General features: G+C 61.7%; 23 protein-coding genes and 1 riboswitch. Of the genes, 12 read left to right on the top strand and 11 right to left on the bottom strand.

The window, feature by feature from the left end; genetic code table 11:
- Positions 1 to 362 precede the first annotated feature (362 nt).
- From ACB037_RS15405 to ACB037_RS15390, 4 genes are all read left to right on the top strand, one after another.
- Positions 363 to 815 carry a pullulanase gene (locus tag ACB037_RS15405; protein WP_279988786.1) on the top strand — a complete coding sequence of 151 codons (453 nt, stop codon included), beginning with the start codon at positions 363 to 365 and terminating at the stop codon, positions 813 to 815.
- A 204-nt stretch (positions 816 to 1019) separates the two neighbouring features.
- Positions 1020 to 3167 (top strand): adenosylcobalamin-dependent ribonucleoside-diphosphate reductase, encoded by a 2148-nt coding sequence (locus ACB037_RS15400; protein ID WP_371175531.1) that lies wholly within the window; start codon positions 1020 to 1022, stop codon positions 3165 to 3167.
- Between the two features lie 9 nt (positions 3168 to 3176).
- Positions 3177 to 3860, top strand: coding sequence for an NrdJb (locus ACB037_RS15395; protein ID WP_045523810.1), 684 nt, complete (start codon positions 3177 to 3179; stop codon positions 3858 to 3860).
- Between the two features lie 206 nt (positions 3861 to 4066).
- Entirely contained in the window at positions 4067 to 5437 is a 1371-nt protein-coding gene (locus ACB037_RS15390) for a PhoH family protein (protein ID WP_010673145.1), read from the top strand.
- Between the two features lie 66 nt (positions 5438 to 5503).
- On the opposite strand, the gene thiQ is transcribed toward ACB037_RS15390, so the two are convergent.
- The 3 genes from thiQ to thiB all read right to left on the bottom strand — a co-directional run bounded on the left by thiQ (position 5504) and on the right by thiB (position 8937).
- Entirely contained in the window at positions 5504 to 6211 is a 708-nt protein-coding gene (gene thiQ, locus ACB037_RS15385; protein ID WP_052816553.1) for a thiamine ABC transporter ATP-binding protein, read from the bottom strand.
- Positions 6212 to 6352: 141 nt separating this feature from the next.
- Positions 6353 to 7981, bottom strand: a complete 1629-nt coding sequence (gene thiP, locus ACB037_RS15380) for a thiamine/thiamine pyrophosphate ABC transporter permease (RefSeq protein ID WP_239054055.1) — start codon at positions 7979 to 7981, stop codon at positions 6353 to 6355.
- A complete protein-coding gene (gene thiB / locus ACB037_RS15375) occupies positions 7957 to 8937 on the bottom strand; it encodes a thiamine ABC transporter substrate binding subunit (RefSeq protein WP_268452343.1) in 981 nt (326 codons plus the stop codon). Before thiB ends, thiP begins: the two co-directional genes overlap by 25 nt.
- Before the next feature lie 83 nt (positions 8938 to 9020).
- Positions 9021 to 9111, bottom strand: a riboswitch (TPP riboswitch).
- 91 nt (positions 9112 to 9202) lie between these two features.
- On the opposite strand from thiB, the gene ACB037_RS15370 reads away from it, so the two are divergent.
- Entirely contained in the window at positions 9203 to 9493 is a 291-nt protein-coding gene (locus ACB037_RS15370) for a PilZ domain-containing protein (protein WP_010673149.1), read from the top strand.
- Positions 9494 to 9544: 51 nt separating this feature from the next.
- Here the strand turns inward: ACB037_RS15370 and ACB037_RS15365 are convergent, their stop codons facing one another.
- The 5 genes from ACB037_RS15365 to leuA all read right to left on the bottom strand — a co-directional run bounded on the left by ACB037_RS15365 (position 9545) and on the right by leuA (position 15475).
- Complete coding sequence (locus tag ACB037_RS15365) at positions 9545 to 10474, bottom strand: transglutaminase domain-containing protein (RefSeq protein WP_371175530.1); 930 nt, start codon at positions 10472 to 10474, stop codon at positions 9545 to 9547.
- A gap of 112 nt (positions 10475 to 10586) precedes the next feature.
- Positions 10587 to 11186, bottom strand: coding sequence for a 3-isopropylmalate dehydratase small subunit (leuD, locus tag ACB037_RS15360; protein ID WP_010673151.1), 600 nt, complete (start codon positions 11184 to 11186; stop codon positions 10587 to 10589).
- A gap of 99 nt (positions 11187 to 11285) precedes the next feature.
- On the bottom strand, positions 11286 to 12683 hold the full coding sequence (leuC, locus tag ACB037_RS15355) for a 3-isopropylmalate dehydratase large subunit (protein WP_371175529.1): 1398 nt from the start codon (positions 12681 to 12683) through the stop codon (positions 11286 to 11288).
- 32 nt (positions 12684 to 12715) lie between these two features.
- The gene (gene leuB, locus ACB037_RS15350) at positions 12716 to 13801 is read right to left on the bottom strand and encodes a 3-isopropylmalate dehydrogenase (protein ID WP_039041178.1); all 1086 of its coding nucleotides are present in this window, start codon (positions 13799 to 13801) and stop codon (positions 12716 to 12718) included.
- Positions 13802 to 13912: 111 nt separating this feature from the next.
- Complete coding sequence (gene leuA, locus ACB037_RS15345) at positions 13913 to 15475, bottom strand: 2-isopropylmalate synthase (protein WP_010673154.1); 1563 nt, start codon at positions 15473 to 15475, stop codon at positions 13913 to 13915.
- A gap of 405 nt (positions 15476 to 15880) precedes the next feature.
- Between leuA and ACB037_RS15340 the strand changes: the two genes are divergently transcribed.
- The 6 genes from ACB037_RS15340 to ilvN all read left to right on the top strand — a co-directional run bounded on the left by ACB037_RS15340 (position 15881) and on the right by ilvN (position 21030).
- Positions 15881 to 16504 carry a TetR/AcrR family transcriptional regulator gene (locus ACB037_RS15340; RefSeq protein ID WP_010673155.1) on the top strand — a complete coding sequence of 208 codons (624 nt, stop codon included), beginning with the start codon at positions 15881 to 15883 and terminating at the stop codon, positions 16502 to 16504.
- A gap of 125 nt (positions 16505 to 16629) precedes the next feature.
- Positions 16630 to 17133, top strand: a complete 504-nt coding sequence (locus ACB037_RS15335) for a phosphatase PAP2 family protein (RefSeq protein ID WP_182935839.1) — start codon at positions 16630 to 16632, stop codon at positions 17131 to 17133.
- On the top strand, positions 17130 to 18239 hold the full coding sequence (locus tag ACB037_RS15330; RefSeq protein WP_069651847.1) for an MJ1255/VC2487 family glycosyltransferase: 1110 nt from the start codon (positions 17130 to 17132) through the stop codon (positions 18237 to 18239). Before ACB037_RS15335 ends, ACB037_RS15330 begins: the two co-directional genes overlap by 4 nt.
- Before the next feature lie 35 nt (positions 18240 to 18274).
- Entirely contained in the window at positions 18275 to 18427 is a 153-nt protein-coding gene (locus tag ACB037_RS15325) for a hypothetical protein (protein WP_010673158.1), read from the top strand.
- A 390-nt stretch (positions 18428 to 18817) separates the two neighbouring features.
- Entirely contained in the window at positions 18818 to 20536 is a 1719-nt protein-coding gene (locus ACB037_RS15320; RefSeq protein WP_043156169.1) for an acetolactate synthase 3 large subunit, read from the top strand.
- Positions 20536 to 21030 (top strand): acetolactate synthase small subunit, encoded by a 495-nt coding sequence (gene ilvN, locus ACB037_RS15315; RefSeq protein ID WP_010673160.1) that lies wholly within the window; start codon positions 20536 to 20538, stop codon positions 21028 to 21030. The genes ACB037_RS15320 and ilvN overlap by 1 nt, the downstream gene beginning before the upstream one ends.
- A 478-nt stretch (positions 21031 to 21508) precedes the next feature.
- Here the strand turns inward: ilvN and pta are convergent, their stop codons facing one another.
- Positions 21509 to 23662 (bottom strand): phosphate acetyltransferase, encoded by a 2154-nt coding sequence (pta, locus tag ACB037_RS15310; RefSeq protein WP_010673161.1) that lies wholly within the window; start codon positions 23660 to 23662, stop codon positions 21509 to 21511.
- Positions 23663 to 23732: 70 nt separating this feature from the next.
- Positions 23733 to 24935: an acetate kinase gene (locus ACB037_RS15305; protein ID WP_010673162.1), complete on the bottom strand. Its 1203-nt coding sequence runs from the start codon at positions 24933 to 24935 to the stop codon at positions 23733 to 23735.
- A gap of 301 nt (positions 24936 to 25236) precedes the next feature.
- On the opposite strand from ACB037_RS15305, the gene yfbV reads away from it, so the two are divergent.
- A complete protein-coding gene (gene yfbV, locus ACB037_RS15300; RefSeq protein ID WP_029313829.1) occupies positions 25237 to 25677 on the top strand; it encodes a terminus macrodomain insulation protein YfbV in 441 nt (146 codons plus the stop codon).
- A 52-nt stretch (positions 25678 to 25729) separates the two neighbouring features.
- Here yfbV and ACB037_RS15295 read toward each other — a convergent pair whose 3' ends face one another.
- Positions 25730 to 26230: a YfbU family protein gene (locus ACB037_RS15295; RefSeq protein ID WP_039040945.1), complete on the bottom strand. Its 501-nt coding sequence runs from the start codon at positions 26228 to 26230 to the stop codon at positions 25730 to 25732.
- Positions 26231 to 26419 lie beyond the last annotated feature (189 nt).

The following is a 26419-nucleotide window of genomic DNA, read 5'->3' as shown; positions in this document are numbered from 1 at the left end:
TAGCGCCGATGGTAGTGTGGCATTCGCCATGCGAGAGTAGGACACTGCCAGGCACCCAATACAAGAAACCCCGCTCACTCGAGCGGGGTTTTTTATTGCCTGAAATTCAGCCCTCACTGGAGGGCAAACGGGCACTATGGTGCTGTTTCTCGCCGTGTTTTCTGATACTCGCATTCATCATCCCAGCCAATATCGACTTGTTTGTGGCTTGTCTCTGCTCAACATCTATTCGAAAGCCTGCGTTCTGGATATAAAAAGCACAGAATGTGATGCTTCTACCTTTCTTGTCATGCCTGCTCTGGTTTAATTCCCGGGTCCACATCGATGGACCAAGGAATCACAATAATTTGAGGAATGGACACATGTTCAAAAGAACAGTAACGATGATGCTGGCGGCGGGAACCCTGGTATTAGGCGGTTGCGCATCCAATGGTGCTGCAGAGCAGGCGGCGGCGGACAACAGTGACTTCGGCGGCAAGTCCATCTACCTGCGTGGTGAGATGAACGACTGGATGGCCACCGACGAAAGCAAGGTCGTCAAGGTTGCCGACAAGCTCTACATGGCCAAGGGGACGCTCAAGAAAGAGTGGGCTCCTTACAAGTTCAAGTTTGCCGACTCCGGCTGGAGTTGTGGCACCAACTTCGGTTACAAGAGCCCGAGCGATGGCGTTGCCGTGCTCGGCGGGGAACCTGTACCGGTCAACCCGTGCTCCAAGTATGAGGACATGAAGTTCTCGCCCGAGGCGGATGGCGTCTATGAGTTCTATCTGAATATGGCGGGTGAGACACCGAGCGTATACGTCAAGAAACCCTGAGATAGTCTCTCGCTTTAAATCTCTCGGAAATTGAACCGGTTAAATGCCCTGGCCCAGAAATCTGCTGGCCGGGGCATTTTTTTAGGATAGAATCGGCGCCCTTACGACGGATAAATCACAACATATTGTGTTTTAAGTCCTTAAACTTACTACTGGTAGTATTTTTGTCACGATATTGCCCCATTCACAGGAGGTTGATTGACCATGGCTAAATCCATTCCGGTACTGGAGGGCGTCACCGCCAGCCGCCAGATCCCTCTGCAGGAGACGTCTCTCGAGATCTGGGACAGCAAATATCGTCTCAAGAGCAAGGATGGCGCCCCCATCGACGGCTCCATCGACGAGACCTACCAGCGTGTCGCTCGCGCGCTGGCTGCGCAGGAGCGCGAACCCGACACCTGGTATGAACCCTTCCTGTGGGCCCTGCGCAATGGTGCCATTCCAGCGGGCCGTATCACCTCCAACGCCGGGGCGTTTGAGCACAAGCCGGCGACCTCCACCATCAACTGCACCGTCTCCGGCACCATTGAGGATTCGATGGACGATATCCTCGGCAAGGTGCACGAGGCGGGGCTGACCCTGAAGGCGGGTTGCGGCATCGGTTACGACTTCTCGACCCTGCGACCGCGTGGAGCCTTCGTCTCGGGAGCGGGGGCCTATACCTCCGGGCCGCTCTCCTTCATGGATATCTACGACAAGATGTGCTTTACCGTCTCCTCTGCCGGTGGCCGTCGTGGCGCCCAGATGGGCACCATGGATATCCGTCACCCCGACGTCGTCGAGTTCATCCAGGCCAAGCGGGAGGATGGTCGGCTGCGTCAATTCAACCTCTCCCTGCTCATCACCGAAGAGTTCGTCAGTGCGGTGAAAGAGGATGCACCCTGGCAACTGATCTTCCCCTACACCGCCAAGGAGGTGGAGCAGGATGGCATCGCGCTGGATGACCCTGCGAGGGTGGTCTGGGCGGACTGGCCCAACAAGGAGGGTGTGGTGATCAACGAGCTGGGCCAGGTGGCCTGCAAGGTCTACAAGACCCTGCCCGCGCGCAAGCTGTGGAACGTCATCATGACCTCTACCTACGACTATGCGGAGCCCGGTTTCATCCTGATCGACAAGGTGAACCAGATGAACAACAACTGGTTCTGCGAAGAGATCCGTGCCACCAACCCCTGCGGTGAACAGCCTCTGCCGCCCTATGGGGCCTGCCTGCTGGGCTCGGTCAACCTGACCACCTTCGTGCGCAATCCCTTCACCGAGCAGGCCGCCTTCGACTGGCCAGCGTTTCGCAAGGTGGTGGCCATCTTCACCCGCATGCTCGACAACGTGGTGGAGATAAACCAGCTGCCGCTGGCCAAGCAGCGCGAGGAGATCACCGCCAAGCGTCGCCACGGCATGGGCTTCCTGGGGCTGGGCTCGACCCTCACCATGCTGCGCATCAAGTACGGCTCTGCGGCCTCCGTCGCCTTCACCGAACAGGTCTCCCAGGAGCTGGCGATGACCGGCTGGCAGGAGTCTCTGCGTCTGGCGAAGGAGAAGGGGCCGGCCCCCATCATGGAGCAGGAGTTCGAAGTCACCGGCAAGATGCTGCGTCTGCGCCCCGAAATGGCGGCAGATGGCATCAAGCTCGGCGACAAGGTGAAGGGCAAGGTGTTGCATGCCCGCTACAGCCGCTATATGCAGCAGGTGGCCGAGGTGGATCCTGCTCTGGTAGCCGAGCTGGCCGAGGTGGGTGGACGCTTCACCCACCACAGCAGCATAGCGCCGACCGGTACCATCTCCCTGTCGCTCGCCAACAACGCCAGCAACGGCATCGAGCCGAGCTTTGCCCACCACTACAGCCGCAATGTCATCAAACCGGGCAAGAAGAGCAAGGAGAGCGTGGATGTCTACTCCTTCGAGCTGCTGGCCTATCGGGAGCTGGTGAACCCGGCCGCCATGCCCTATGCCGAGGAGGAGGGTAGCCGCCTGCCGGATTACTTCATCACCGCGGACGACATCACGCCGACCGGGCACGTGGATATCCAGGCGGCGGCTCAGCGCTGGATCGACTCCTCCATCTCCAAGACCGCCAACGTGCCGACCGATTTTCCGTTCGAGCAGTTCAAGGATATCTACCTCTATGCCTCGGACTCCGGCCTCAAGGGCTGTACCACCTTCCGCTTCAACCCGGCCGCCTTCCAGGGCGTGCTGGTGAAGGAGAAGGATCTGGAGAACACCAGTTACGAGTTCACCCTGGAAGATGGCACCGTCATCACGGCGAAGGGAAACGAGGAGATCGAATACGATGGCGAGCTGCACACCGCCGCCAACCTCTATGACGCCTTGAAAGAAGGCTATTACGGCAAGTTCTGAGGACGAGACATGGTCAAGAAGATCGACAGAAAAATCGTCGCCTACAAGGTAAAAACCCGGGATGAGCCGCAAGATGCGCCGACGCCCAAGGATGACGTGGTGCACATGCATGAAACCGTGCTGCGCCCGGAGCGGTTGATGGGCACCACCTACAAGCTGAAAACGCCGGAGCATGTCTCCGAGCACTCGCTGTTCATCACCATCAACGACATCATTCTCAACGAGGGCACGGTGCACGAGACCCGGCGCCCGTTCGAGATCTTCATCAACTCCAAGAGCCTGGAGCACTATCAGTGGATAGTGGCGCTGACCCGCATCATCTCGGCGGTGTTTCGCAAGGGAGGGGACGTCACCTTTCTGGTGGAGGAGTTGCGCTCCGTGTTCGATCCCAAGGGGGGGTACTGGAACAAGGGCAAGTACGTGCCCTCTCTCATCGCCGAAATTGGCAACGTGATCGAAACCCATCTCACCGAGATCGGCATGCTCAAGGTGCCCGGGCTGGACGAGCACCAGCAGGCGTTCCTGGCCGAGAAGCAGGCGCAATTGCAGGCACAGCAACAGGCAGAAGAGCAGCCGGCGGGCAGCGGTTTCCCACCCAGTGCCGCGCTCTGCTACAAGTGCCACACCAAGGCGCTGGTGCAAAAGGATGGCTGCATGACCTGTCTCAATTGCGGGGATTCCAAGTGCGGTTGAGGTGCTGATTGCCACCAAAGGCCGGCAACATGCCGGCCTTTTCGTTGCTGATTTTATGTTCGAACGACGCCCGTGATGGCAGCGATTTGTTGCGCACCGGTAAATTCGGGCGTAGCGTTGGGGGTAATAAAACTGTCACGGCCGTGTGGTTTCAATGACATCTGAGATTCACACACGTGGCACCTTCAGTGCCAAGGAGGATGCTTATGGACAACACGGACCGAAAGCTGTTTATCCTGGATACCAACGTTCTGCTTCACGAACCCCTCGCCATCTACTCCTTCAAAGAGCACGACGTGCTCATCCCCATGACGGTGCTCGAAGAGCTCGACAACATCAAGGATCGCCAGAAGGACGTCAGCCGTGATGCCCGCATCGCCATCCGTGCCCTGGAAGATGTGTTCCGCGATGCGACTCCGGAGCAGATAGTGCAAGGAGTGGCACTGGCCGGCGAGGCGAGCGGCCGTATCTCCATCTTCAGCGATCACCATCTGCCCCAGGATGCCGAGGTGTTCACCGACAAGGAGGCGGACAACCGCATCATCAACGCCGCCCTCTATCTGCAAAAGCACGAGATGAAGCGTCAGGTGGTGCTGGTCACCAAAGACATCAACATGCGCCTCAAGGCCAAGGGAGCAGGTCTTGCCCATGTGGAGGATTACCGCAGCGACCAGCTCATCGACGACATCCGCCTGCTCGCCAAGGGCTTCCAGGTGGTGCCCGGCAGCTTCTGGGAGCGGGTCGGCGAGTGCGACAGCGAAACCCATGGCCGCGATACGGTCCACGTCATCGATGCCAACCTGCTGGAGGGAGTCCACGTCAACCAGTACCTGCTGGACGAGGAGAACTTCTTTGCCGCGCGGGTACTGAGCCACGACGGCAACAAGATCCGCCTGAAAGATCTCGGCCGCGAGCGGCTGATGTCCCGCAAGGCCTGGGGGGTGCACCCCAAGAACGTCTATCAGGGCATGGCGCTGGATGCCCTGCTGGATCCGCACATCGACCTGGTGATCCTGACCGGCCCGGCGGGCTGCGGCAAGACCCTGCTCGCCATGGCGGCGGCGCTGGAGCTGGTGATCGAGAAGGGGATCTACGAGAAGGTGATCGTCACCCGCAATACCCCGGAAATTGCCGAGAGCATCGGCTTCCTGCCCGGCACCGAGGAGGAGAAGATGATGCCCTGGCTGGCGGCGGTGACCGACACCCTGGAGGTGCTGCACAAGCAGGACGAGAACATGAGCGGGTCGCTCAGCTACATCATGGAGAAGGCCAATATCCAGTTCAAATCGGTCAACTTCATGCGCGGGCGCAGCATCCAGAACACCTTCGTGCTGCTGGACGAGTGCCAGAACCTGACCGCGTCCCAGATCAAGACCATCATCACCCGCTGCGGGGAGGGGACCAAGATCGTCTGCTCCGGCAACCTGGCTCAGATCGACTCCAACTACCTGAGCCCGGTGACCTCGGGTCTGACCTACATCGTCGAGCGGTTCAAGGACTTCGACGGCAGTGCCAACATCTTCCTGAACGGGGTGGTGCGCAGCAGGCTGGCTTCGTTCGCCGAGGAAAATCTCTGATTTGACGGGATCTCTGCATGAGAAAGGGGAAGCCGGACGGCTTCCCCTTTTTTGATCCCGCCTATCTCATGCCTCTCTCGGTCGGCCCAGGTAGCGCAGCAGCCCGGGGTGATCGCTGCTGTGCAGGATATCCGGCTTGCCCTGCAAGGCGATGCGCCCTGCGTCGATGAAAAGCACCTGATCGGCGATGAGCTGGGCATCCTCGGGGTTGTGAGAGACCATCAGCACGGTGATGCCCTGCTCGCAGGCGAGGCGGGCGACCTCCGCCAGCATCTCCCGGCGCAGGGCCGGATCGAGGGCCGAGAAGGGCTCGTCCAGCAGCAGCAGCGGCCTGCCCCGCACCAGGGCGCGGGCCAGCCCCACCCGCTGCTGCTGGCCGCCGGAGAGCTGCTCCGGCAGGCGCGTCAGCATCTCCCCCAGGCCCACCTTGTCAGCGGCCTCCTGCACCTGCCTTTTCTGGGCCGGATTCAAGCGCAGGCCGGGATGCAGGCCGATGGCGATGTTGTCGAACACCGACAGGTGCAGGAAGAGGTTGTGATCCTGGAACAGGGTGGTGACCGGGCGCTCGGCGGGGCCCAGTGACAGCAGATCCTGGCCGTCGAAGGTGAGGGTGCCCGACTCCACCGGCACGAAGCCCGCGATCATGCCGAGCAGGGTGGACTTGCCGGCGCCGCTCGGACCGATGAGGGCGGTGATCTCCCCCTTGGGCAAGGTCGCACTGAAGGTCACCTGCCAGTCGGGATAACTGGTGACCAGTTCCTCAATTACCAGCATGTTTGGCTCCTGAATGTCGTTTTATAGAACAACAAGTAAGAAAAATTGATGAAAGGCAGCGTGAGTGACTGCCCCAAGGGGCGCCCCAGGGGCGTGCCCGGCCGGATCCTGGGGGCTGGGGGGCGGCAATGCCGCCGGGGATCAGTGATCCACATGTCTGCCTCCCAGTCCCCGCTCCACCAGCCAGAACAGGGAGAAGCAGAGGGTGAGCAGCAGCAGGGCGGTGGCGGCCGCCTCGGTCAGCCGGTAGCTGCCGAGCTGCTGATAGAGCAGCCAGGGCAGGGTGGTGAGGGTCTGGCTGCCGAACATGGCGATGGCCCCGAGATCCCCGAGGGACAATATCATCGAGAGCGCCATGGCCAGGGCCAGCGGGCGGCGCAGCAGGGGCCACTCCACCAGGCGCAGGCGATGCAGGCCGCGCACCCCCAGGCTGTCCGCCAGCCGATCGTACTGGCGCACCACCAGTTGCATGGGAGCGGAGAGGGTACGCAGCACATAGGGCAGCGCCATCAGGGCGTTGACCAGCACCACCAGCCAGGGGCCCAGGGCAAAGACGTCGGTGAAGGGCATGAACAGGATGAAGAGGCCGGTGGAGAGCACCACCGCTGGGATCATCAGGATCATGGAGCCGCTGGCCTCCCACAGGGCGGCGGCCCGCCGTTTGCGATCCCGCACCCTCAGATGCCGGCTGGTGAGCAGCAGCCCGGCGCCGAGCAAAGTGGCCAGGGAGCCCGCCGCCAGGGCTATGCCCAGAGACTGCCCCCCTGCCTGCCACAGCCGGGGTGAGCCGAGCGCTGCCAGCAGACCGGGGTTGAACCCGGCGACCACGATGGCCAGCAGGGGCGGCAGGAAGATGGCGAGCCCCATGGTCAGGGCCAGGCCATCCACCAGCGCGCTGCCCTTCTGGTGTCTGTCGGGACGCAGGCAGGGGCGACGGCTGGTGAGGCGACTGGCCGGGGTGGTCTGCAGCTTGTGTTGCAGCAGGAGCAGGGCCAGGGTCAGCAGCAGTTGCACCAGGGCGAGCCCGCCAGCGGTGGCGAGATCGAAGTCAAAGCGCAGCGCCTGGTAGACGGCTACCTCCAGTGTGGTGGACTTGGGGCCGCCCCCGAGCGCCAGCACTGTGGTGAAGCTGGTGAAGCAGAGCATGAAGATGAGGCTGGCGAGCCCCGGCAATATGCCGCGGATGAGCGGCCACTCCAGCAGCCGGAAGATGTGGGAGGAGCGCATGCCGAGCTGGCTGGCGAGGCGCCAGGAGGACTCGGGGATGCTCTCTATGCTCTGCAGGATTAGGCGGGCGGCCAGCGGCATGTTGAAGAAGACATGGGCCAGCAGGATGCCGAACAGGCCATAGAGGTAGTTGCCGGGATCCATGCCCAGGCCGTGCAGCAGTTGCGGCAGCCAGCCCTGGCGGCCGTGCACCGCCACCATGCCGAAGATGGCGATGATGACCGGCAACACCAGGGAGAGGCCGAACAGCTTGAGCAGCAGGCGGCGTCCGGTGAAACGGCGTCGCGCCAGGGCCCTGGCCACCGGGATGGCAAGCCCCAGGCTCAGCAGGGTGGAGAGCAGTGCCTGCCAGAGGCTGAAACCCAGCACGTGGCGCAGGTAGGGATCGCCTAGCAGGGCGCGGGGGGAAAGGGCCCCCGCCTGCCACAACAGGGCGACCAGCGGCCCAATGGAGAGCAGCAGGATGACCAGGGTGGCTGCACTGCCGGGCAGCCACCAGAGGGAACGACGACCTGAACTCACTGGGTGACGGCTTGCAGCCATTCGCGGATCCACCCCTTGCGGTTGGCGGCCACCTCGTCAGAGCTGAAGGTGAGCGGCTTCGCTACGGTGATCATCTGTTCGAACCCCTTGGGCAGCACCACGTCTGTCACCGGATACATCCAGTTGCCGCCGGGGATCTCGTTCTGGAAGGCGGGGCTCACCATGAATTGCAGGAACTGGTCAGCCAGTTTGCCCTGTGTGGCGCCCTTGAGCTTGGCCGCTACTTCCACCTGGCGGTAGTGTCCCTCCTCGAACGCGGCCGCCCGGTACTGGGGTTTGCTCTCGGCGATCAGGTGATAGGCGGGGGAGGTGGTGTAGGAGAGCACCATATCCGCCTCGCCGTCGAGGAACATGCCGTAGGCCTCTGACCACCCCTTGGTGACGGTGACCGTCTTTTTGGCCAGTTGCGCCCAGGCGGTCGGTGCCTCATCCCCGTAGACCGACTTCATCCAGAGCATCAGCCCCTGACCAGGGGTGGAGGTGCGGGGATCCTGATAGATCACCTTGATATCGGGGCGCGCCACCAGCTCCTTCAGGCTCTTGGGGGGCTGCTTGAGCTTGTTGCTGTCATAGACGAAGGCGAAGTAGCCGTAGTCATAGGGGACAAAGGTGTCGTCCTGCCAGCCACCCGGCACCTTGAGGTCATCGAGCCTGGTGGAATGGGGGGCGAACAGGCCGCTCTGCTTGGCCTCGCTGATGAGGGCATCGTCCAGCCCCAGCACCATGTCGGCCTTGCTGTGCAGGCCTTCCAGCCGCAGCCGGTTGAGGATGGCGACGCCATCCTCGAGGGGTACCAGATTGAGGGTGCAGCCGCACTCCTTCTCGAAGGCCTGCTTGATCTTGGGGCCCGGCCCCCATTCGGCGGCGAAGGAGCCGTAGGTGTAGACGGTGAGGGTGTCGGCGGCAAACGCCTGGGCAGAGAGCAGGCTGGTGGCGATCAGCAGCAGGGTCTTCATCAATGGCACTCCTGTGGATGTCGGGGTGCTCATCAATGGCACCTCGCGTGTGGTGAGCGCCGGCGGATGAGGGCACAAAAAACACGCGCCATGCCTCAAATTCCTCCGCCAGCATTATCTGGATCAGGTTCACGGGTATAATCTCAGCGGTAAACCGCACCCCGTTTGAGCAACGCATCGCATTGTATTGGCGTTCCTGGGGGGAGGCCAGCACTATGTTTCACGGGCCGCATCGTGCGAGCCACCACCAAGGAGGAAGTCCCCAGTGATCACCAGCACCAAGGAAAGACGTGCCTTCCAGCGCATGGTCATCAATGCCCCCGTCACCCTGTTCCAGCATCAGCAGGTGCTGGAGGGGGTCTGCCGGGATCTCAGCGCCAACGGCATGGGCGTCGAGGTGAACAAGCACGAGTTCGATCTGGCCCAGCCCATCCGGGTGAGCCTGGCGACCAGCAGCAATCTGCTGCCTCCCTTCGAGGCCCAGGCCCGCATCGTGCGGGTGCTGGAGGAAGAAGACGGTCTCCTGCTGGCGCTGGAGTTTCTCTCCCTCACCTGAGACCCGGGCGCCCGTCCTCCTCGAGACAGGCCAGCCATGGGCTGGCCTGTCTCATTTCCCCTCATCCTGCACCGGTTGCACGCTCAACTGGCCGCTGTCGACCAGCGTCTTGCTGGTGGGCGCGAGCTGGCCCATGGGCAGCTGGGCCGGGCCGGTCGGCTCCATCAGGAGGTAGATCTCCCCCGCCCGGCTCAAGGTGGCGTCCCCCGGTTTGGCTGGCAGGGCCACCCCCAGCAGGGCATGTCCCGGCACGAACACCATGGCCTGCTTGAGATCGGGATACCCCTGGGCCAGCAGGGCGGCCATCAGGGTCACCTTGCTGTCGCAATCCCCCCGGTTCTGCTCCAGCACCTGGCGCGGGCTCAGAAACCCCTTGCCAGAGCGGCCCGACTGGCTGTCGAGCAGTTGATAGGGGATGGCCTGGATGAAGTCGAGCATGTGGGCCACCGTCTTCTGGCGCGCCTCGGTCTCGGTGGCCCCTTCCTGCTTGAGCTGCTCCATCAACGGGGCCAGTTCGTCCCGGCTCTCCAGGGCGATGCGCACATGATCCTGCTTGATGGCGGGAGCGCCGTCGGGGGCAGTGAAGGGCTGGAAGTAGTGTTGCGTGAGCCAGGCGGCCTCCAGTTTGGCCTGCTCGGGCTTGACCCATTGGGAGGCCTCCCGCGCCTTGTCGGCGTTGCGGCTCTTGATGCTGAGGCTCATGGCGGGGCGAACGAGGGAGAACTGCACCTCGGGGAACGCCAGGGGGGCCTGTTGCAGCAGGCTTTGCAGTACGTCTTCCTGCATCCTGGCCGGACGGTAAGCGATGAGAGGGGGCAGCTTGCCCGCCTCCAGCCGGTAGCTGAGCTGCTGCGCCTTGCCCTCCCTGTCCTGCCAGCCGACGTTGAGCTGACCGCCACTGTTGGTGAAAGAGGTCTGCCCGCCCAGGGCCGGGAGGCTGATCAGCATGCAGAGCAATGAAAGGGCGCCCCTTGCGGACATAGGTGTCTCCTGTCGGACATGCAGAGGTGGCGGGCTTTGTACAGCGACCCGACAATAAAACAGGGAGCCTCGGCTCCCTGTTGATTCTACTCGCTTTCTTGTCGCTGGCTCGTCAAATCCAGCTTGGCTGCTTCGCCTCGAAGGCGCTGATGGCGGCCTCGTGCTGCAGGGTCAGACCGATGGCATCCAGCCCGTTGAGCAGACAGTAGCGACGGAACTCGTCGATTTCGAAGCTGAACGTGAGGCTGCCTGCACGCACCTGGTTGGCCTCCAGATCCACTTCGATCTCGATACCCGGCTGGGCGGCGACCAGCTGGAACAGGGCGTCGACCTCCTCCTCTTTCAGACGAACCGGCACCATGCCGTTGTTGATGGCGTTGCCGTAGAAGATGTCGGCAAAGCTCGGAGCGATCATGGTCTTGAAGCCGTAGTCCGCCAGCGCCCAGGGGGCGTGCTCACGACTCGAGCCGCAGCCGAAGTTCTCGCGGGCCAGCAGGATGCTGGCACCAGCGAATTGCGGTTTGTTCAGTACGAACTCCGGGTTGGGCTGTTCCCCTGCATCGTCCAGGAAGCGCCAGTCGTGGAACAGGTGCTTGCCAAAGCCGATGCGGTTCACCTTCTGCAGGAACTGCTTGGGAATGATGGCATCGGTGTCGACGTTGGCGCTGTCGAGGGGAACGACGATCCCTTTATGCTGTTTGAAACCTGTCATGTACGTTCCCTCTTACAGTGCACGAATGTCGGCGAAGATGATGTCGGTGACGGCGAAGGGCCGTCCGTGTTGTTTGAATGCTTTCATCCTCAACCCCTCTTACAGCGCACGAATGTCGGCGAAGCGGCCGGTGACGGCGGCGGCGGCGGCCATGGCCGGGCTCACCAGGTGGGTGCGACCGGCACGACCCTGACGCCCCTCGAAGTTGCGGTTGCTGGTGGAGGCGCAGCGCTCCCCCGGTTGCAGCCGGTCGTTGTTCATGGCCAGACACATGGAGCAGCCGGGCAAACGCCACTCAAAGCCTGCCTCGATGAAGATCTTGTCCAGCCCCTCGGCCTCGGCCTGGGCCTTCACCTGCTCGGAGCCCGGCACCACCAGGGCCTGTACCCCGGCGGCGACCTTGCGGCCACGGGCGATGGCGGCGGCAGTGCGCAGATCCTCGATGCGGCTGTTGGTGCACGAACCGATGAACACCTTGTCGATGGCCACGTCGGAGAGCTTCTGGCCCGGTTGCAGGTCCATGTAGGCGAGGGCCTTGCGGGCGGACTGCTGCTCCACCGGATCGGCGAAGGATTCCGGGGCAGGGATGGGCTCATTGACGGCAATCACCTGGCCCGGGTTGGTGCCCCAGGTCACTTGCGGGGCGATGTCGGCGGCGTCGAGCACCACTTCGGCATCGAAGTGGGCACCTTCGTCGCTCTTGAGGGTCAGCCAGTAGGCGATGGCCTGCTCCAGCGCCTCCCCCTTGGGAGCGAACTCCTTGCCACGGATGTAGTCGATGGTGGTCTGGTCGGGGGCAATCATGCCCGCTTTGGCGCCGAGCTCGATGGCCATGTTGCACACCGTCATGCGCCCTTCCATGGTGAGCCCCTCGATGGCTTCACCGGCGAACTCCACCACGTAGCCGGTCCCGCCTGCGTGACCCACCTTGCCGATGATGGCGAGCACCACGTCTTTGGCGCTGATGCCTGCGGCCAGCTTGCCGTTGACAGAGATACGCATGGTCCTGGCGCGGCCCTGTTTCAGGGTCTGGGTGGCCATCACGTGTTCCACTTCGGAGGTGCCGATACCGAATGCGAGCGACCCGAAGGCGCCGTGGGTGGCGGTGTGTGAGTCACCGCAGACGATGGTGGTGCCGGGCAATGTGATGCCGAGCTCGGGGCCCATCACGTGGACGATGCCCTGGTATTTGTGGTTCAAGTCATAGAGACGAACCCCGAACGCCTTGCAGTTGGCGGCGAGTGTCTCCATCTGGATGCGGGCCATCTCGCCGGAGGCGGCGATGTCCTTGGTGGTGGTGGAGACGTTGTGATCCATGGTGGCCCAGGTCAGATCCGGGCGACGCAGCTGGCGGTTCATGGCGCGCAGGCCGTCGAATGCCTGGGGGCTGGTCACTTCATGCACCAGATGACGGTCGATGTAGATGAGAGGGGTTTCCCCTTCCACTTCCCGCACCACGTGGGCGTCGAACACTTTCTGATAGAGGGTCTTGGACATTGCTCGGTTTCCTTGTTATCGATGCCGTGGGATCAGATGCGCGCGGCGATCTGGCTGCCCATGTCGGCCGTGCTCTGCACCGGGTGCGTGGCGCTGGCCTGATGCAGGTCGGCGGTGAAATAGCCTTCTGCCAGGGTCTGGGCCACGGCCTGCTCGATGGCCTGGGCGGCGGCTTCCTGGCCGAGACTGTAACGCAGCATCAGGGCGGCGGAGAGGATCTGGGCGATGGGATTCGCAATCCCCTTGCCGGCGATATCCGGGGCCGAGCCACCGGCCGGCTCGAACAGGCCGAAGCCGGATTCGTTGAGGCTGGCGGAGGGGAGCAGGCCCATGGAGCCGGTGATCATGGCGCACTCGTCGGAGAGGATGTCGCCGAACAGGTTGGAGCAGAGCAGCACGTCGAACTGGGACGGATCCTTGATGAGCTGCATGGTGGCGTTGTCGATGTACATGTGGTTCAGGGCCACATCCGGGTAGGACTTGGCGACCTCGGTCACCACCTCGCGCCACAGGATGGAGGAGGCGAGCACGTTGGCCTTGTCGATGGAGGTGACCCTGGACTTGCGCACCCGGGCCGATTCAAACGCTATCTTGGCGATGCGCTCGATCTCGAAGCGGTGGTACACCTCGGTGTCGAAGGCCTTCTCGGTGGCGCCTTCCCCTTCACGCCCCTTGGGCTGGCCGAAATAGATGCCGCCGGTCAGCTCGCGCACGCAGGCGATGTCGAAGCCGCGATCGGAGATGTCGGCACGCAGCGGGGAGAACTGCTCCAGACCGGTGTAGATGCGGGCCGGGCGCAGGTTGCAGAACAGTTTGAAGTGGGCACGCAGGGGCAGCAGGGCACCGCGCTCCGGCTGATCGTTGGGCGGCAGGTGCTCCCACTTGGGGCCACCCACCGATCCGAACAGCACCGCATCGGCCGCTTCGCAGCCTTTGATCGTGCTCTGGGGCAGCGGTGTGCCGTGATTGTCGATGGCGATGCCGCCGACGTCGTGACGGTCATAGTCGAGGGAGAAGCCGAATTTGGTCTGCACCTTTTCCAGTACCTTGATGGCCTCAGCCATCACTTCCGGGCCAATGCCGTCACCCGGCAATACTGCGATCCGATAACTGCTCATACTCTCTCCGTCTTGATAGTGTGATTCCGTTTCATCCGGGAGGCCGGTCCGGGCCACTGCCCTGGCCCCGGTCCTCCCCATGTCATGTTGTCATCTTGTCCGGCGGCGGGCTCAGACGGTTTCCGATTTGATGGTGTGGTTGCGCTCCATCTGCTCGGCGACCTGGTCCGCGCGCCAGATGCTGTTGATCACGTGGACCAGGGCCTGGGCCGAGGATTCGATGATGTCGGTGGCCAGCCCCATGCCGTGGAACTTGCGCCCCTTGTACTCGGCGACGATGTCCACCTGGCCGAGGGCGTTCTTGCCCTCGCCCTTGCCCTTGAGTTCGTATTTGTCGATGCGGATCTCGTAGCCGGTGATGCGGTTGATGCACTGGTAGACCGCATCCACCGGGCCGTTGCCGGTGGCGGCCTCGCACACCAGATCCTGGCCTACCTTGAGCTTGACCGAGGCGGTGGCGAGCACCGAGCTGCCGCTCTGCACGCCGAGGTACTCCAGCTTGAAGTGCTCGGGCTCCTCGTGGATCTGGCTGAAGAAGGCGAGGGCCTCCAGGTCGTAGTCGAACACCTGGCCCTTCTTGTCGGCCAGGGTGAGGAACTTGGCGTAGAGATCGTCGAGGTCGTAGCTGCTCTCGGCGTAGCCCATGGACTCCATCCGGTGCTTGATGACGTGGCGGCCGGAGCGGGAGGTCATGTTGAGGTTGTTCTGGGTGAGACCGATGCTCTCGGGGGTGATGATTTCATAGGTGTTCTTCGCCTTGAGCACGCCATCCTGATGGATGCCGGAGCTGTGGGAGAAGGCGTTGGCGCCGACGATGGCCTTGTTGGGCTGCACCGGCATGTTGCAGATTTGACTGACGAGGGTACTGGTGCGGTGGATCTCGCTGTGGCGAATGTTGGTGTGTACCCCGAGCAGGTCGGCGCGGGTCTTCAGGATCATCGCGACCTCTTCCAGGGAGCAGTTGCCAGCACGCTCGCCGATGCCGTTGATGGTGCACTCGATCTGGCGGGCCCCCATCTGCACGGCACTGATGGAGTTGGCCACCGAGAGGCCCAGATCGTCGTGGCAGTGCACCGAGATGATGGCCTTGTCGATGTTGGGTACCCGGTTGAACAGGGTGTGGATGATACCGGAGAATTCGGTCGGCACCGTGTAGCCCACGGTATCAGGAATGTTGATGGTGCGGGCGCCGGCCTTGATGGCGGCTTCCACCATGCGGCACAGGTTGTCTATCGGGGTGCGGCCCGCATCTTCGCAGGAGAACTCCACGTCATCGGTGTAGCGCAAGGCGTGCTTGATGGCGCCGACCCCCATCTCCAGCACGTCTTCGAAGCTCTTTTTCAGCTTGCTCTCCACGTGGATGGAGGAGGTGGAGATGAAGGTATGGATGCGAAACGCCTCTGCCACTTTCAAGGCTTCGCCGGCGGCATCGATGTCTTTTTGCAGGGCGCGAGCCAGGGCGCAGACCCGGCTGTTCTTGATGTGGCGGGCGATGGTCTGAACCGATTGAAAATCGCCGGGGGAGGAGACGGGGAAACCCACTTCCATGATATCGACACCGAGCCGCTCCAGCGCCTGGGCGATCTGCAGCTTCTCCTTGACCGTCAAGCTGGCCGACAGCGCCTGCTCACCATCACGCAAGGTGGTGTCGAATATGATGACCCGATCTGACATGTGACTTCCCTCTTCCTAAGTTCGCTGCGTGCATCCTGCATGGCATAAAAAAACCCGTGCGGGGTGCACGGGTTTCTGTAAATTCCGGCTATGCCTTAGCCCGGCTACAAGGATCCCGCGCGAGGAGTCGCGATTAGGGAGAGAAGTAGTAGCGGAGCGGCAATACGCATGATGTCTCAATCCTTCCAGTCGATAACGCTACTACCAATAACGAGATTTTTATGCTGTGTCAACCGGAATGGACAGGTTCAATCCACTGGTTTATTTAATCGGATTGTAAAGGAGTGCAAATTCTCTTGTCCCATATTCGGTTCATGCCTGATTATCTGGTCATTCCTGCTGTACTCGATCACCCGCACAATCAGATCGACTTATCAGCCCTTGCTGAATTATCTGAGGTATTCCATGGAAAAACGCAGACCTGGCCGTCCAGTCGGACGTTCCGACATTCGTGACAAGCTGCTTGCCGCCGCACGCGAACGTTTTCTCAACACCCCCTACAGCAAGGTGACGACCCGCGAGATTGCCGAGCTGGCAGGCTCCAATCTGGCGATGATCCACTACTACTTCGGCAGCAAGGAAGGCCTCTACAAGGCGGTGCTGGGGGATGTGGCCGAGCCCCTCGAGCAAGCCTGGCACGACGAGAGCAGCAACCGCAGCCTGACCGATCTGCTCAACACCTACTATCAGGTGATGGCGCCCAACAGCGAGCTGACCTCCGCCATCTCCAGCGCATTGTCCACCGAAAAGAGCCCGGGGCGTGATTTTGTGCTGAGCCGCCTGCTGGATCGCCAACTTCCCCAGTTCGATGCCCTGCTCGAATCCATGCGCTCCAACGGCCAGCTGGCGGACAACCTGGACCCCGAGATGCTGAAGATCTCCTTCCTCAGCATGATGTGGCAGCCTTTCGTGATGAAGGATCTCTACGAACAGGTGTTTGGTCTGACGGTGGACGAGCACTTCATGAGCCGCCTCGCGGCCCACAACTGCCGCCTGATGGAAAACGGCCTGCGCGGTGCCCTGAACTGACTTTTTCGGGATGACGGATGAAAAAGGGCCCCTGGGCCCTTTTTTTCATCAATCTGTTATCTGGGCGTCAACGAAGTGTCATGCCGCCCTCCTAGTCTGCACTCAGGATGCAAGGGAGGGCCGTGATGAACAAGATCCAGCAATGGGACCTGCGGGTGTGCCGTGTCTGCCTGCTCCACCCCTACAATCAGCCGCAGGCCAGGATAAGCCGGCTTGTCTCCCGTACCGGTGACGGCCCCCTCTATGCCGTGGCGGCCTGCCTGCTCTGGTGGCAGGGGAGCGCCGGACAGGAGGCGGTCAGGGTGGCGCTCTGGGCGTTTGCCCTCGAGTTGCCGCTCTACCTGCTGCTCAAGAATGCCCTCAAACGCCAGCGCCCGGCAGGGCTGCCTGTCTTCATCACCCCGTCGGATCGTTACAGCCTACCCTCGGGCCATACTTCGGCTGCCTTTCTGATGGCGACCGTACTGGCCGCCAGTTTCCCGCTCTGGGCACCGCTGCTGTTTGTCTGGGCCGCGCTGGTGGGGGCGTCCCGCCTGCTGCTCGGGGTGCATTATCTGAGTGATCTGGTGGCCGGGGCGCTGCTTGGCGGTGGTTGCGCCCTCTGGGCGCTGGGTTGGAGCCAGGGATGAGGATACTGTTCGGCGTTCAGGGGACCGGCAACGGTCATATCAGTCGTAGCCGGACCCTGGCGCGCGCATTGAAGAGCAGGGGCGTGGCGGTGGACTATCTGTTCAGCGGGCGCGCCGCTGACGGCTACTTCGAGATGGGAGAGTTCGGGGATTATCGCACCTTCCCCGGTATCACTTTCGCCAGCCATCAGGGGCGCATCTCGGGCTGGCGCACCCTCAAGGGACTCTCTCCCCTGCGTTTCTGGCAAGATCTGCGTGCCCTCGATTGTCGCGAGTACGATCTGGTCATCAGCGACTTCGAGCCGCTCACTGCCCATGCTGCTCGCCGCTGGGGCAAACCCAGCCTCACCATCAGCCATCAGGCCAGCTTCGACTGGCCGATCCCGCGCTGGGGAGAGAGCGGCTTCAACCGCCAGCTGATGCGCCATTTTGCGCCGGTACGCCAGTCCCTGGGGCTGCACTGGTTCCATTTCGGCCAGCCCCTGCTGCCTCCCATCGTCGATCCCCTCGAGCCTGTGCCGGACAACCAGCAGATCCTGGTCTATCTGCCATTCGAGCAGACAGAGACGATCGCGGCCCTGTTGTCGCGTTTCAGCCCGCAGTCGTTCATCTGCTTCCATCCCGAGGTGCGCAAGCGCAGCGAGTGGCGCAACATCTGCTTTGAACCTCAGGCCAGAGAGGGGTTCAAGCTGGCGCTGGCCGGTTGTCGCGGGGTCATCAGCAATGCGGGATTCGAGCTTGCCTCCGAGGCGCTCTCCCTTGGCAAGAAGCTGCTGGTCAAACCCCTGGGTGGCCAGTTCGAGCAGTTGACCAACGGCAGGACCCTGGAGCTGATGGGGCTGGCCCAGTTGATGGACAGCCTGGATGCCAATGCGGTGCGAAGCTGGCTGGAGGCCCCTTCTCCTGGCAGGGTACGCTATCCCGATGTGGCAGGAGAGCTGGCCGACTGGTTGCTGGCCGGGGCCGGGGAGGAGGTGGGGGCGCTCTCCCGCCGCCTCTGGGGCAGGACCCTCTTTCCGGAGGAGGTGTGTGACAGCCTGGGGGAGCTTGCCAGCCGCACCGGCCAGGAGCGTCCCTGGTTATCCCAACTCAGCGCCTTTGACTAAACTGAGTCGATCCCACCACGGAGAGGACGGACACCATGCGCTTTACCAATGAAAACGGCGACACCATGACTCTGGCAGACAATCTCACCCTGCATGAGCTGCTCGACATGGGTGTCAGCATTTCGGTCTGCGAAGAGACGGATCCGGATCAGCAGATCTGGCTGGCAGAACCCGAAGACGAGCAGTGAAACCAGCCAGTTTTTGACGGCCCACCCCCTCGGGGTGGGCCGTTTATTTTGTTCCTGACCGACGCGGGCAGCATGATCCGCTGGTTGTTCCCCCCAGGGCCCCTCTTTGTTGCCCGTCTGGTGGCCAAGTCACTGAATGTTAATAGCTGTTTGAAATTTATGACTGTTATGGCCAGACAAAGCCGTGGACAAGCGTTCACGGGCGGGTTAAGTTGGTTTTTCACCCGCTTTTCGGGTGAATGATGGAAAACCCCTATTTTTCTACTATCGACGGCTCCGAACTCGCCTGATCTGCCTGCAGACAACAACAAGACTCGGATCGGCGCTGCCGGGAAGCAGCGGACTGTCGATAGCTTTCGCTTAACGGAGCAAAGCCTGGAGGGCTTTATCATGGAGATGTTATCAGGCGCCCAGATGGTGGTTAGAGCGCTGGAAGATCAGGGAGTGGAACACGTTTTCGGCTACCCTGGTGGCTCAGTGCTCGACATCTATGACGCTCTCTTCGAAAACGGCAAGATGGAGCATGTCCTGGTGCGGCACGAGCAGGCCGCAGTGCACATGGCGGACGGTTACGCCCGCTCCACCGGCAAGGTGGGCACTGTGCTGGTGACCTCGGGTCCCGGCGCCACCAACTGCATCACGGGGATCGCCACCGCCTACATGGATTCCATTCCCCTGGTGATCCTGTCCGGCCAGGTGCCGACCAGCATGATCGGGGAGGATGCGTTCCAGGAGACCGACATGATCGGCATCTCCCGCCCGGTGGTGAAGCACAGCTTCCTGTGCAAGAAAGCTAGCGACATTCCCGAGGCCATCAAGAAGGCCTATTACATTGCCGCCAGTGGCCGCCCGGGGCCCGTGGTGGTGGATCTGCCCAAAGACGTGCAGAATCCGAAAGAGAAGTTCCCCTATCAGTATCCCGAGTCCGTTTCCCTGCGCTCCTACAATCCGACCAAGGCGGGACACAAGGGCCAGATCAAGCGGGCTGCCAAGCTGCTGACCGAGGCGAGCCGCCCGGTCATGTACGTGGGTGGCGGCGCCATCAACGCCAATGCGGATCACCTGGTGACCAAGCTGGCGGAGCTGCTGAACCTGCCGGTGACCACCACGCTCATGGGACTGGGCGCCTTCTCTGGCACCCATCCGCAGTTCATCGGCATGCTCGGCATGCACGGCACCTTCGAAGCGAACAAGAGCATGCACAACGCGGATCTCATCTTCGCCGTGGGTGCCCGCTTCGATGACCGCGTGACCAACAACGTGGCCAAGTTCTGCCCCAACGCCACCATAGTCCACATCGACATCGACCCCACCTCCATCTCCAAGACGGTACAGGCCCATGTGCCCATCGTCGGCTCGGTGGAAACCGTGCTGGAACAGATGCTGGAAGTGATCCGCGAATGCGGCTTTGACAACGACAAGCAGGCGCTGGCGGACTGGTGGGAGCAGATCAACCAGTGGCGCTCCCGCAACTGCCTGGCCTACGAAACCCATCCCACCCTGATCAAGCCGCAGCAGGTCATCGAGACCCTCTACAAGGTGACCAAGGGGGAGGCGTTCGTCGCCTCCGACGTGGGCCAGCATCAGATGTTTGCCGCCCTCTACTACCCGTTTGCCAAACCACGTCAGTGGATCAACTCAGGTGGTCTCGGCACCATGGGGTTCGGCATTCCGGCCGCCATGGGCGCCCAGTTTGCCAACCCGGATGCGGTGGTCTGCTGCGTCACCGGCGACGGCTCGGTGCAGATGAACATTCAGGAGCTCTCCACCTGCATGCAGTACGGGGTGCCCATCAAGATCATCTCCATCAACAACCGTGCGCTGGGCATGGTCAAGCAGTGGCAGAAGATGTTCTACGGTGGCCGCCACAGCCACTCCTACATGGAATCCCTGCCTGACTTCGTCAAGCTGGCGGAAGCCTATGGCCACGTCGGCATCGCGGTGAGCGATCCGGCGGAGCTGGAGAGCGCCATGGAGAAGGCCTTTGCCATGAAGGACAGACTGGTGTTCATGGACATCTCGGTCGATCCGGACGAGCACGTCTATCCGATGCAGATCAAATTTGGCGCCATGGACGAGATGTGGCTGAGCAAGACGGAGAGAACCTGATGAGACACATCATTTCAGTACTGCTGGAGAACGAATCCGGCGCCCTGAGCCGTGTGGTAGGCCTCTTCTCCCAGCGCGGCTACAACATCGAGACCCTGACGGTGGCCCCCACCGAGGATCCCACTCTGTCCCGCATGACCATCGTCACCATGGGGGATGAGCGGGTGCTGGAGCAGATCCAGAAGCAGCTGCACAAGCTGGTGGACGTGCTCAAGGTGTGTGACCTGAGCGAGGGTGAGCACATCGAGCGGGAGATCGCGCTGGTCAAGGCGCGCGCCGCCGGTGGTGCACGTGACGAACTGAAGCGGCTGGCGGACATCTTCCGTGGCCAGATCGTCGACGTCACCCCCGAGCTCTACACGGTGCAGCTCGTCGGGACCAGCGAAAAGCTGGACGCCTTCATCAAGACGGCTGCCCAGACCAACGAGATCATCGAAGTGGTGCGCTCCGGTGTCTGTGGCATCTCCCGGGCGGACAAATCCCTGCGTCCCTGATGTGGCCGGATGTGAAAATAGCTGTTCAAGGGCTCTTCGGAGCCCTTTTTCGTGTCTGGCAGCGTTGCGGGCAAGTGGGGGGGCCGGTAGGGATGCAGGCCACAGCATCAGGAGGTTATCGAGGGGGTGAAAGAGAAGGGGGAAGGGAGGGTCTTCACCTGTCATTTTCTTTCAAATGATCGGTAAACTATCCACAAAAGCTGTGGAAAACTCTGTAGATTAGCGGTGTGTCTGGCGTTAGTCGCATGATCTTAAAGGGATATTTCAATTTGATCCTGGCTGGATCGCATTTGTGCAATCCCCTGGCGAGGGTGTGAGCGTTTGCTTATCCCTCGTGCCTTGCCAAGGGCGGAGCGCGGATCTGTCTGTAGATCCGGACGGGATCCCGACCTGATCTTGCGGATCAACATTTCTGGGCGCGAGCCATAAAAAAACCCGCCTCTCGGCGGGTTTTTCATTGTATCGGACTGCGGGTCGATTACTCGGCCTGTGCTGCCTGGATGCCGGTCAGGGCGATGGTGTAGACGATGTCGTCCACCAGGGCGCCACGGGAGAGGTCGTTGACCGGCTTGCGCATGCCTTGCAGCATGGGACCGATGGAGACCAGCTCGGCGGAGCGCTGTACCGCCTTGTAGGTGGTGTTGCCGGTGTTGAGATCCGGGAACACGAACACGGTGGCCTTGCCGGCAACCGGGGAGTTCGGTGCCTTGGACTTGGCGACGTTCTCCATGATGGCCGCATCGTACTGCAGCGGGCCGTCGATGATGAGGTCGGGACGCTTGGCCTTGGCCAGCTCGGTGGCTTCACGCACTTTCTCCACGTCCGCGCCGGCGCCGGAGGTGCCGGTGGAGTAGGAGATCATGGCCACGCGCGGCTCGATGCCGAAGGCGGCAGCGGAGTCGGCGGACTGGATGGCGATCTCGGCCAGCTGCTCGGCAGTGGGGTCCGGGTTGATCGCGCAGTCACCGTAGACCAGTACCTGATCCGGCAGCAGCATGAAGAAGATGGAGGAGATCAGGGAAGAGCCCGGGGCGGTCTTGATGATCTGCATCGGCGGACGGATGGTGTTGGCAGTGGTGTGCACGGCGCCGGATACCAGACCGTCGACCTCGTTGCGCTCCAGCATCATGGTACCCAGTACCACGTTGTCTTCCAGCTGCTCGCGGGCAACCACTTCGGTCATGCCCTTGTTCTTGCGCAGCTCGACCAGACGAGCCACATAGCGCTCGCGTACGGCAACCGGATCGATGATCTCGACGCGGTCGGTCAGTACCACGCCCTGCTGTTCGGCAACACGACGGATCTCTTCCGGGTTGCCCAGCAGGACCGGACGGGCGATGCCACGCTCGGCACAGATAGCGGCAGCCTTGATGGTCCGCGGCTCTTCCCCTTCCGGCAGCACGACGCGCTTGTTGGCCTGACGGGCCAGTTCGGTCAGCTGGTAGCGGAAAGCCGGCGGGCTCAGGCGACGGGAACGGGTGGACTTGGCGGAGAGAGACTCGATCCAGTGCTTGTCGATGTGACCAGCAACGTAGTCCTGCACCAGCTCGATACGCTCGCGGTCATCTTCCGGGATGTCGACGTTGAAGTTCTGCAGGCTGACGGCGGTCTGCCAGGTGTTGGTGCCGGTGATCATGATCGGCAGACCGGTGGCCATGGCCTGTTGGCACAGTGCCATCACCTGGGGTTCCGGGTGGTAGTTGCCGGTCAGCAGCAGGGCACCCAGCTTGACGCCGTTCATGGCGGAGAGGCAGGCGGAGACGATGACGTCGGAGCGGTCGCCGGAAGTCACCAGCAGGCTGCCTGGACGGAAGTGCTCGATCATGTTGTGGATGGAGCGGGCACAGAAGGTCACGGTCTGCAGGCGGCGGCTTTCCAGCTCACCCTTGTTGATGATCTTGGCGGCCAAGTGCTTGGCGAGATCCTTGGCGCGCGGTGCGATCAGCTGGGTGTTCCAGGGAATGCAGCCGAGGATGCGCAGCGGACTCTTGCCGAAGACCTGCAGCACTTCCAGGTTGTGGCCGGTATCGGCGCCGTGGTGGTGCGCTTCGAACATCTCGGTCAGGTCGGGACGGGTCACGCCGTGCTCGTCAACCGGGGCACCCACCTTGTTGATGACGCAGCCCACGATGCGCGGGTTGTTGACGCCACCGAAGTTGGAGCAGGCCAGCTCGATGCGCTCTTTGAGCTTCTGGCTGGAGTCGTTGCCCGGATGGGTCACGAACACCATGTCGGCGTCCAGCGCCTTGGCGACGTCGTAGTTCAGCTTGTTGGCAAAGGGTTGCTTGTCGGTCGGAACCAGGCCCTCGATCACCACCACTTCGGCACCGCTGGTCTTCACGTGCTCTTCGAAGCGGGCCACGATCTCTTCCAGCAGGATGTCGGTGTTGCTGGAGGTGATCATGTTCTCGGCGTAGGAGAGGGCGAACGGCTCGGGCGGGTTGATGTTGGCAGCGGCGCGGATCACGGCGGTGGAGCGCTCGGTACCGGTTTCACCCGGACGCGGCTGGGCGACCGGTTTGAAGAAGCTGACATTGACACCGTGACGTTCCATGGCGCGAACGACGCCAAGACTCACGGAGGTTACGCCGACACCAGTGCCGACCGGGATGAGCATAATAGTGCGTGCCACTTATTACCCCTTGTTCATTTTTTGGGATCAGGAAAAGGCCGCCCTGGGGCGGCCTTGCTCTACAGCTAATTTATGCGCCGACCAGTTCCAGCGCGTCGTGGGCGATGACCCACTCTTCGTTGGTCGGGATAACCAGGGCTTTGGTGGAACCAGCCTTGGTGATCTCGCCGCCCTTGCCGAAGCGAGCCTTCAGGTTGGCGTCGTGGTCGACGTCAAAGCCCAGCAGGCCCAGCTTGTTCAGGGTGATCTCACGGATCGGGGCGGAGTTCTCGCCGATGCCGCCGGTGAAGACCACGGCATCCAGACGACCGTCCATGGCGGCGGCGTAGGCACCGATGTACTTGGCCAGACGGTAGCAGTACACGTCCATGGCGCGCTTGGCTTCTTCCTTGCTGTCGTAGTTGTCTTCAACGAAACGGCAGTCGGAGGTGACTTCGGTCAGACCCTGCAGGCCGGATTCCTTGGTCAGCATGGTGTTGATCTCGGCAACGCTCATGCCCAGCTTGTCGTGCAGGAAGAAGATGATGGCCGGATCGATGTCACCGGAACGGGTACCCATCACCAGGCCTTCCAGCGGGGTCAGGCCCATGGAGGTGTCGACGGACTGGCCGTTCTTGATGGCGCAGACGGAGCCGCCGTTGCCCAGGTGGCAGTTGATGATGTTGAGCTCTTCCACCGGCTTGTTCAGCTGCTTGGCCGCTTCCAGGCTGATGTAGTAGTGGCTGGTGCCGTGGGCGCCGTAGCGACGGATGCCGTTCTCTTTGTAGAGCTTGTACGGCAGGGCGTACAGGAAGGCTTCTTCCGGCATGGTCTGGTGGAAGGCGGTGTCGAACACGGCGACGTTCTTCTCGGCCAGTTCCGGGAAGACCTTCAGGGCGGCACGGATACCGATCAGGTGAGCCGGGTTGTGCAGCGGTGCGTAAGGAATGGCGGCTTCGATGCCGGCAATGACGTCATCACAGATGCGAACGGAGGAGGTGAAACGCTCGCCGCCGTGTACCACGCGGTGGCCGATGGCGATCAGGTTCTTGGACAGTTCCGGGTTGAGCGGCAGGATCTTGTGAACGATGAAGTCCAGCGCTTCCTGGTGAGCGGCACCGGCACCCAGATCAGCGTTGCCTTTCTCGCCGTTCAGCTTCCACTTGATGCGGGCGTCGTCGAGGTTGAAGCATTCGGCCAGGCCGGACAGCAGGTCATCACCGGTGGTTGCGTCAATGACAGCAAACTTCAGGGACGAGCTGCCACAGTTAAGAACAAGAACCAGCTTACTCATGAATAAATCCTATCGCAGATTGGGTTGGGTTGGAGGATGCGCCGGACGCGGTGCGTCCAAAAACTATCAACTTATCCTTATGAGGGTTGGCAATCTGTTGCTTGCCCCTTGTATAGTGATACAAGACCCGAAATTCAGACGTCCCTGACTGGTCAGTGGCCGTGCCCCAGCGTAAAAATGGGCGTACAAAGGATAACCTGATTGTTGAAAAATAACAAAGTCATCCTCAACCTTTGTTATTGCCTCTCAAATATTGTCGAGGTTTTGCCGTTAATGCGTTCGAAAAGAGCTCGGAGGTAGCATGAGCATGAACATTTTTGGAACTAAATTACAGCAAGGCCGTCATTATATGACTCTTTGGCCGCGCCGTCCCGAGCTTAATTCCATGTTCCCGGAGAATCGGGTGATCAAGGCCACCGAATTCGCCCTCAAGGTGATCCCGGCACTGGCGGTGCTCAGCGTCATGGTGCAGTTCCAATTTGGCGAGCTTCATTACTGGCCCTCCGTGATGGCGTCCGTGCTCTTCCTGCTCAGCCTGCCGCTGCAAGGGTACTACTGGCTCGGCCAGCGCGCCGATACCCGGCTACCCCCCTCCCTCGCCACCTGGTATCGGGAGATAAACGGCAAGATGAACGAGCAGGGCGGTCAACGTCAGCTGGTGGCCCGTCCCCGCTACGAAGAGCTGGCCGATACCCTCAACGCCGCCTTCAAGCAGCTGGACAAATCCTTCCTCTACGAATGACTTTCCGAAGTCAGACTGATGAAAAAGGCGCCCTCAGGCGCCTTTTTCACATTCAGGCGGCCAGCACTTTGCTGATCTCCTGGATGGATAGCTTGTACTGACGGGGGCACTGACGCCAGACCGCCAGCATGCGCTGGTACTTGTCCCGCATGGCGATGTCGCTGGAGAGCTCATCGCAGGGGCAGGGCAGTTCGGGGAAGCGCTTGTCCACTTCCAGCAGGAAGCAGACGTAATCCGCCAGTTCCCGCTCCTGGCTGCGGCTGTAGCCGTTGAAGGCAAGGCGGCTCTCGTTGACATCGGCCCGGGCGCTGGCATCCAGGTTGCCCCAGGAGATGGCCAGTGCATGGTGCAGCTCCAGGGTGTCCAGCACCTCCTGGCAGGTGGCGAGATCCAGATGGCCGAAGCTCTTCTCCAGCTCGAGGATCTGCAGGCAGTAGCCGCGCTCGACGATGGTGCTGGCACGCTGGTAAAACGCCGCCTTTTCCGGATTGAGTTTGGCCAGGATCTCGTACTGGTTGCTCAGGATCAGGCGTTCGGTGTGGCTCATGTTCATGGGCTGTCTCGCTGGAAAATGAATCTGGGGTCACGTTAACCCATATCCAGGATGAATTTTTTGATCTGAGAGGGGAGGTTGGCGAGAAAAGGGGGGAGAGGCGCTCTGGTGAGCCGCCAGAGAGTGGGGGCTGATGCCGTGGTGAAACGAGCAGGGCCCGCCATGGCGAGCCCTGCAACAATGCCGCTG

This window comes from Aeromonas sp. S19(2024), from assembly GCF_041402625.1.
Classification (GTDB): Bacteria; Pseudomonadota; Gammaproteobacteria; order Enterobacterales; family Aeromonadaceae; genus Aeromonas; species Aeromonas caviae.
Note: the sequence above shows the minus strand (reverse complement) of the source record. Positions and strands in the feature narration are given on the sequence as shown.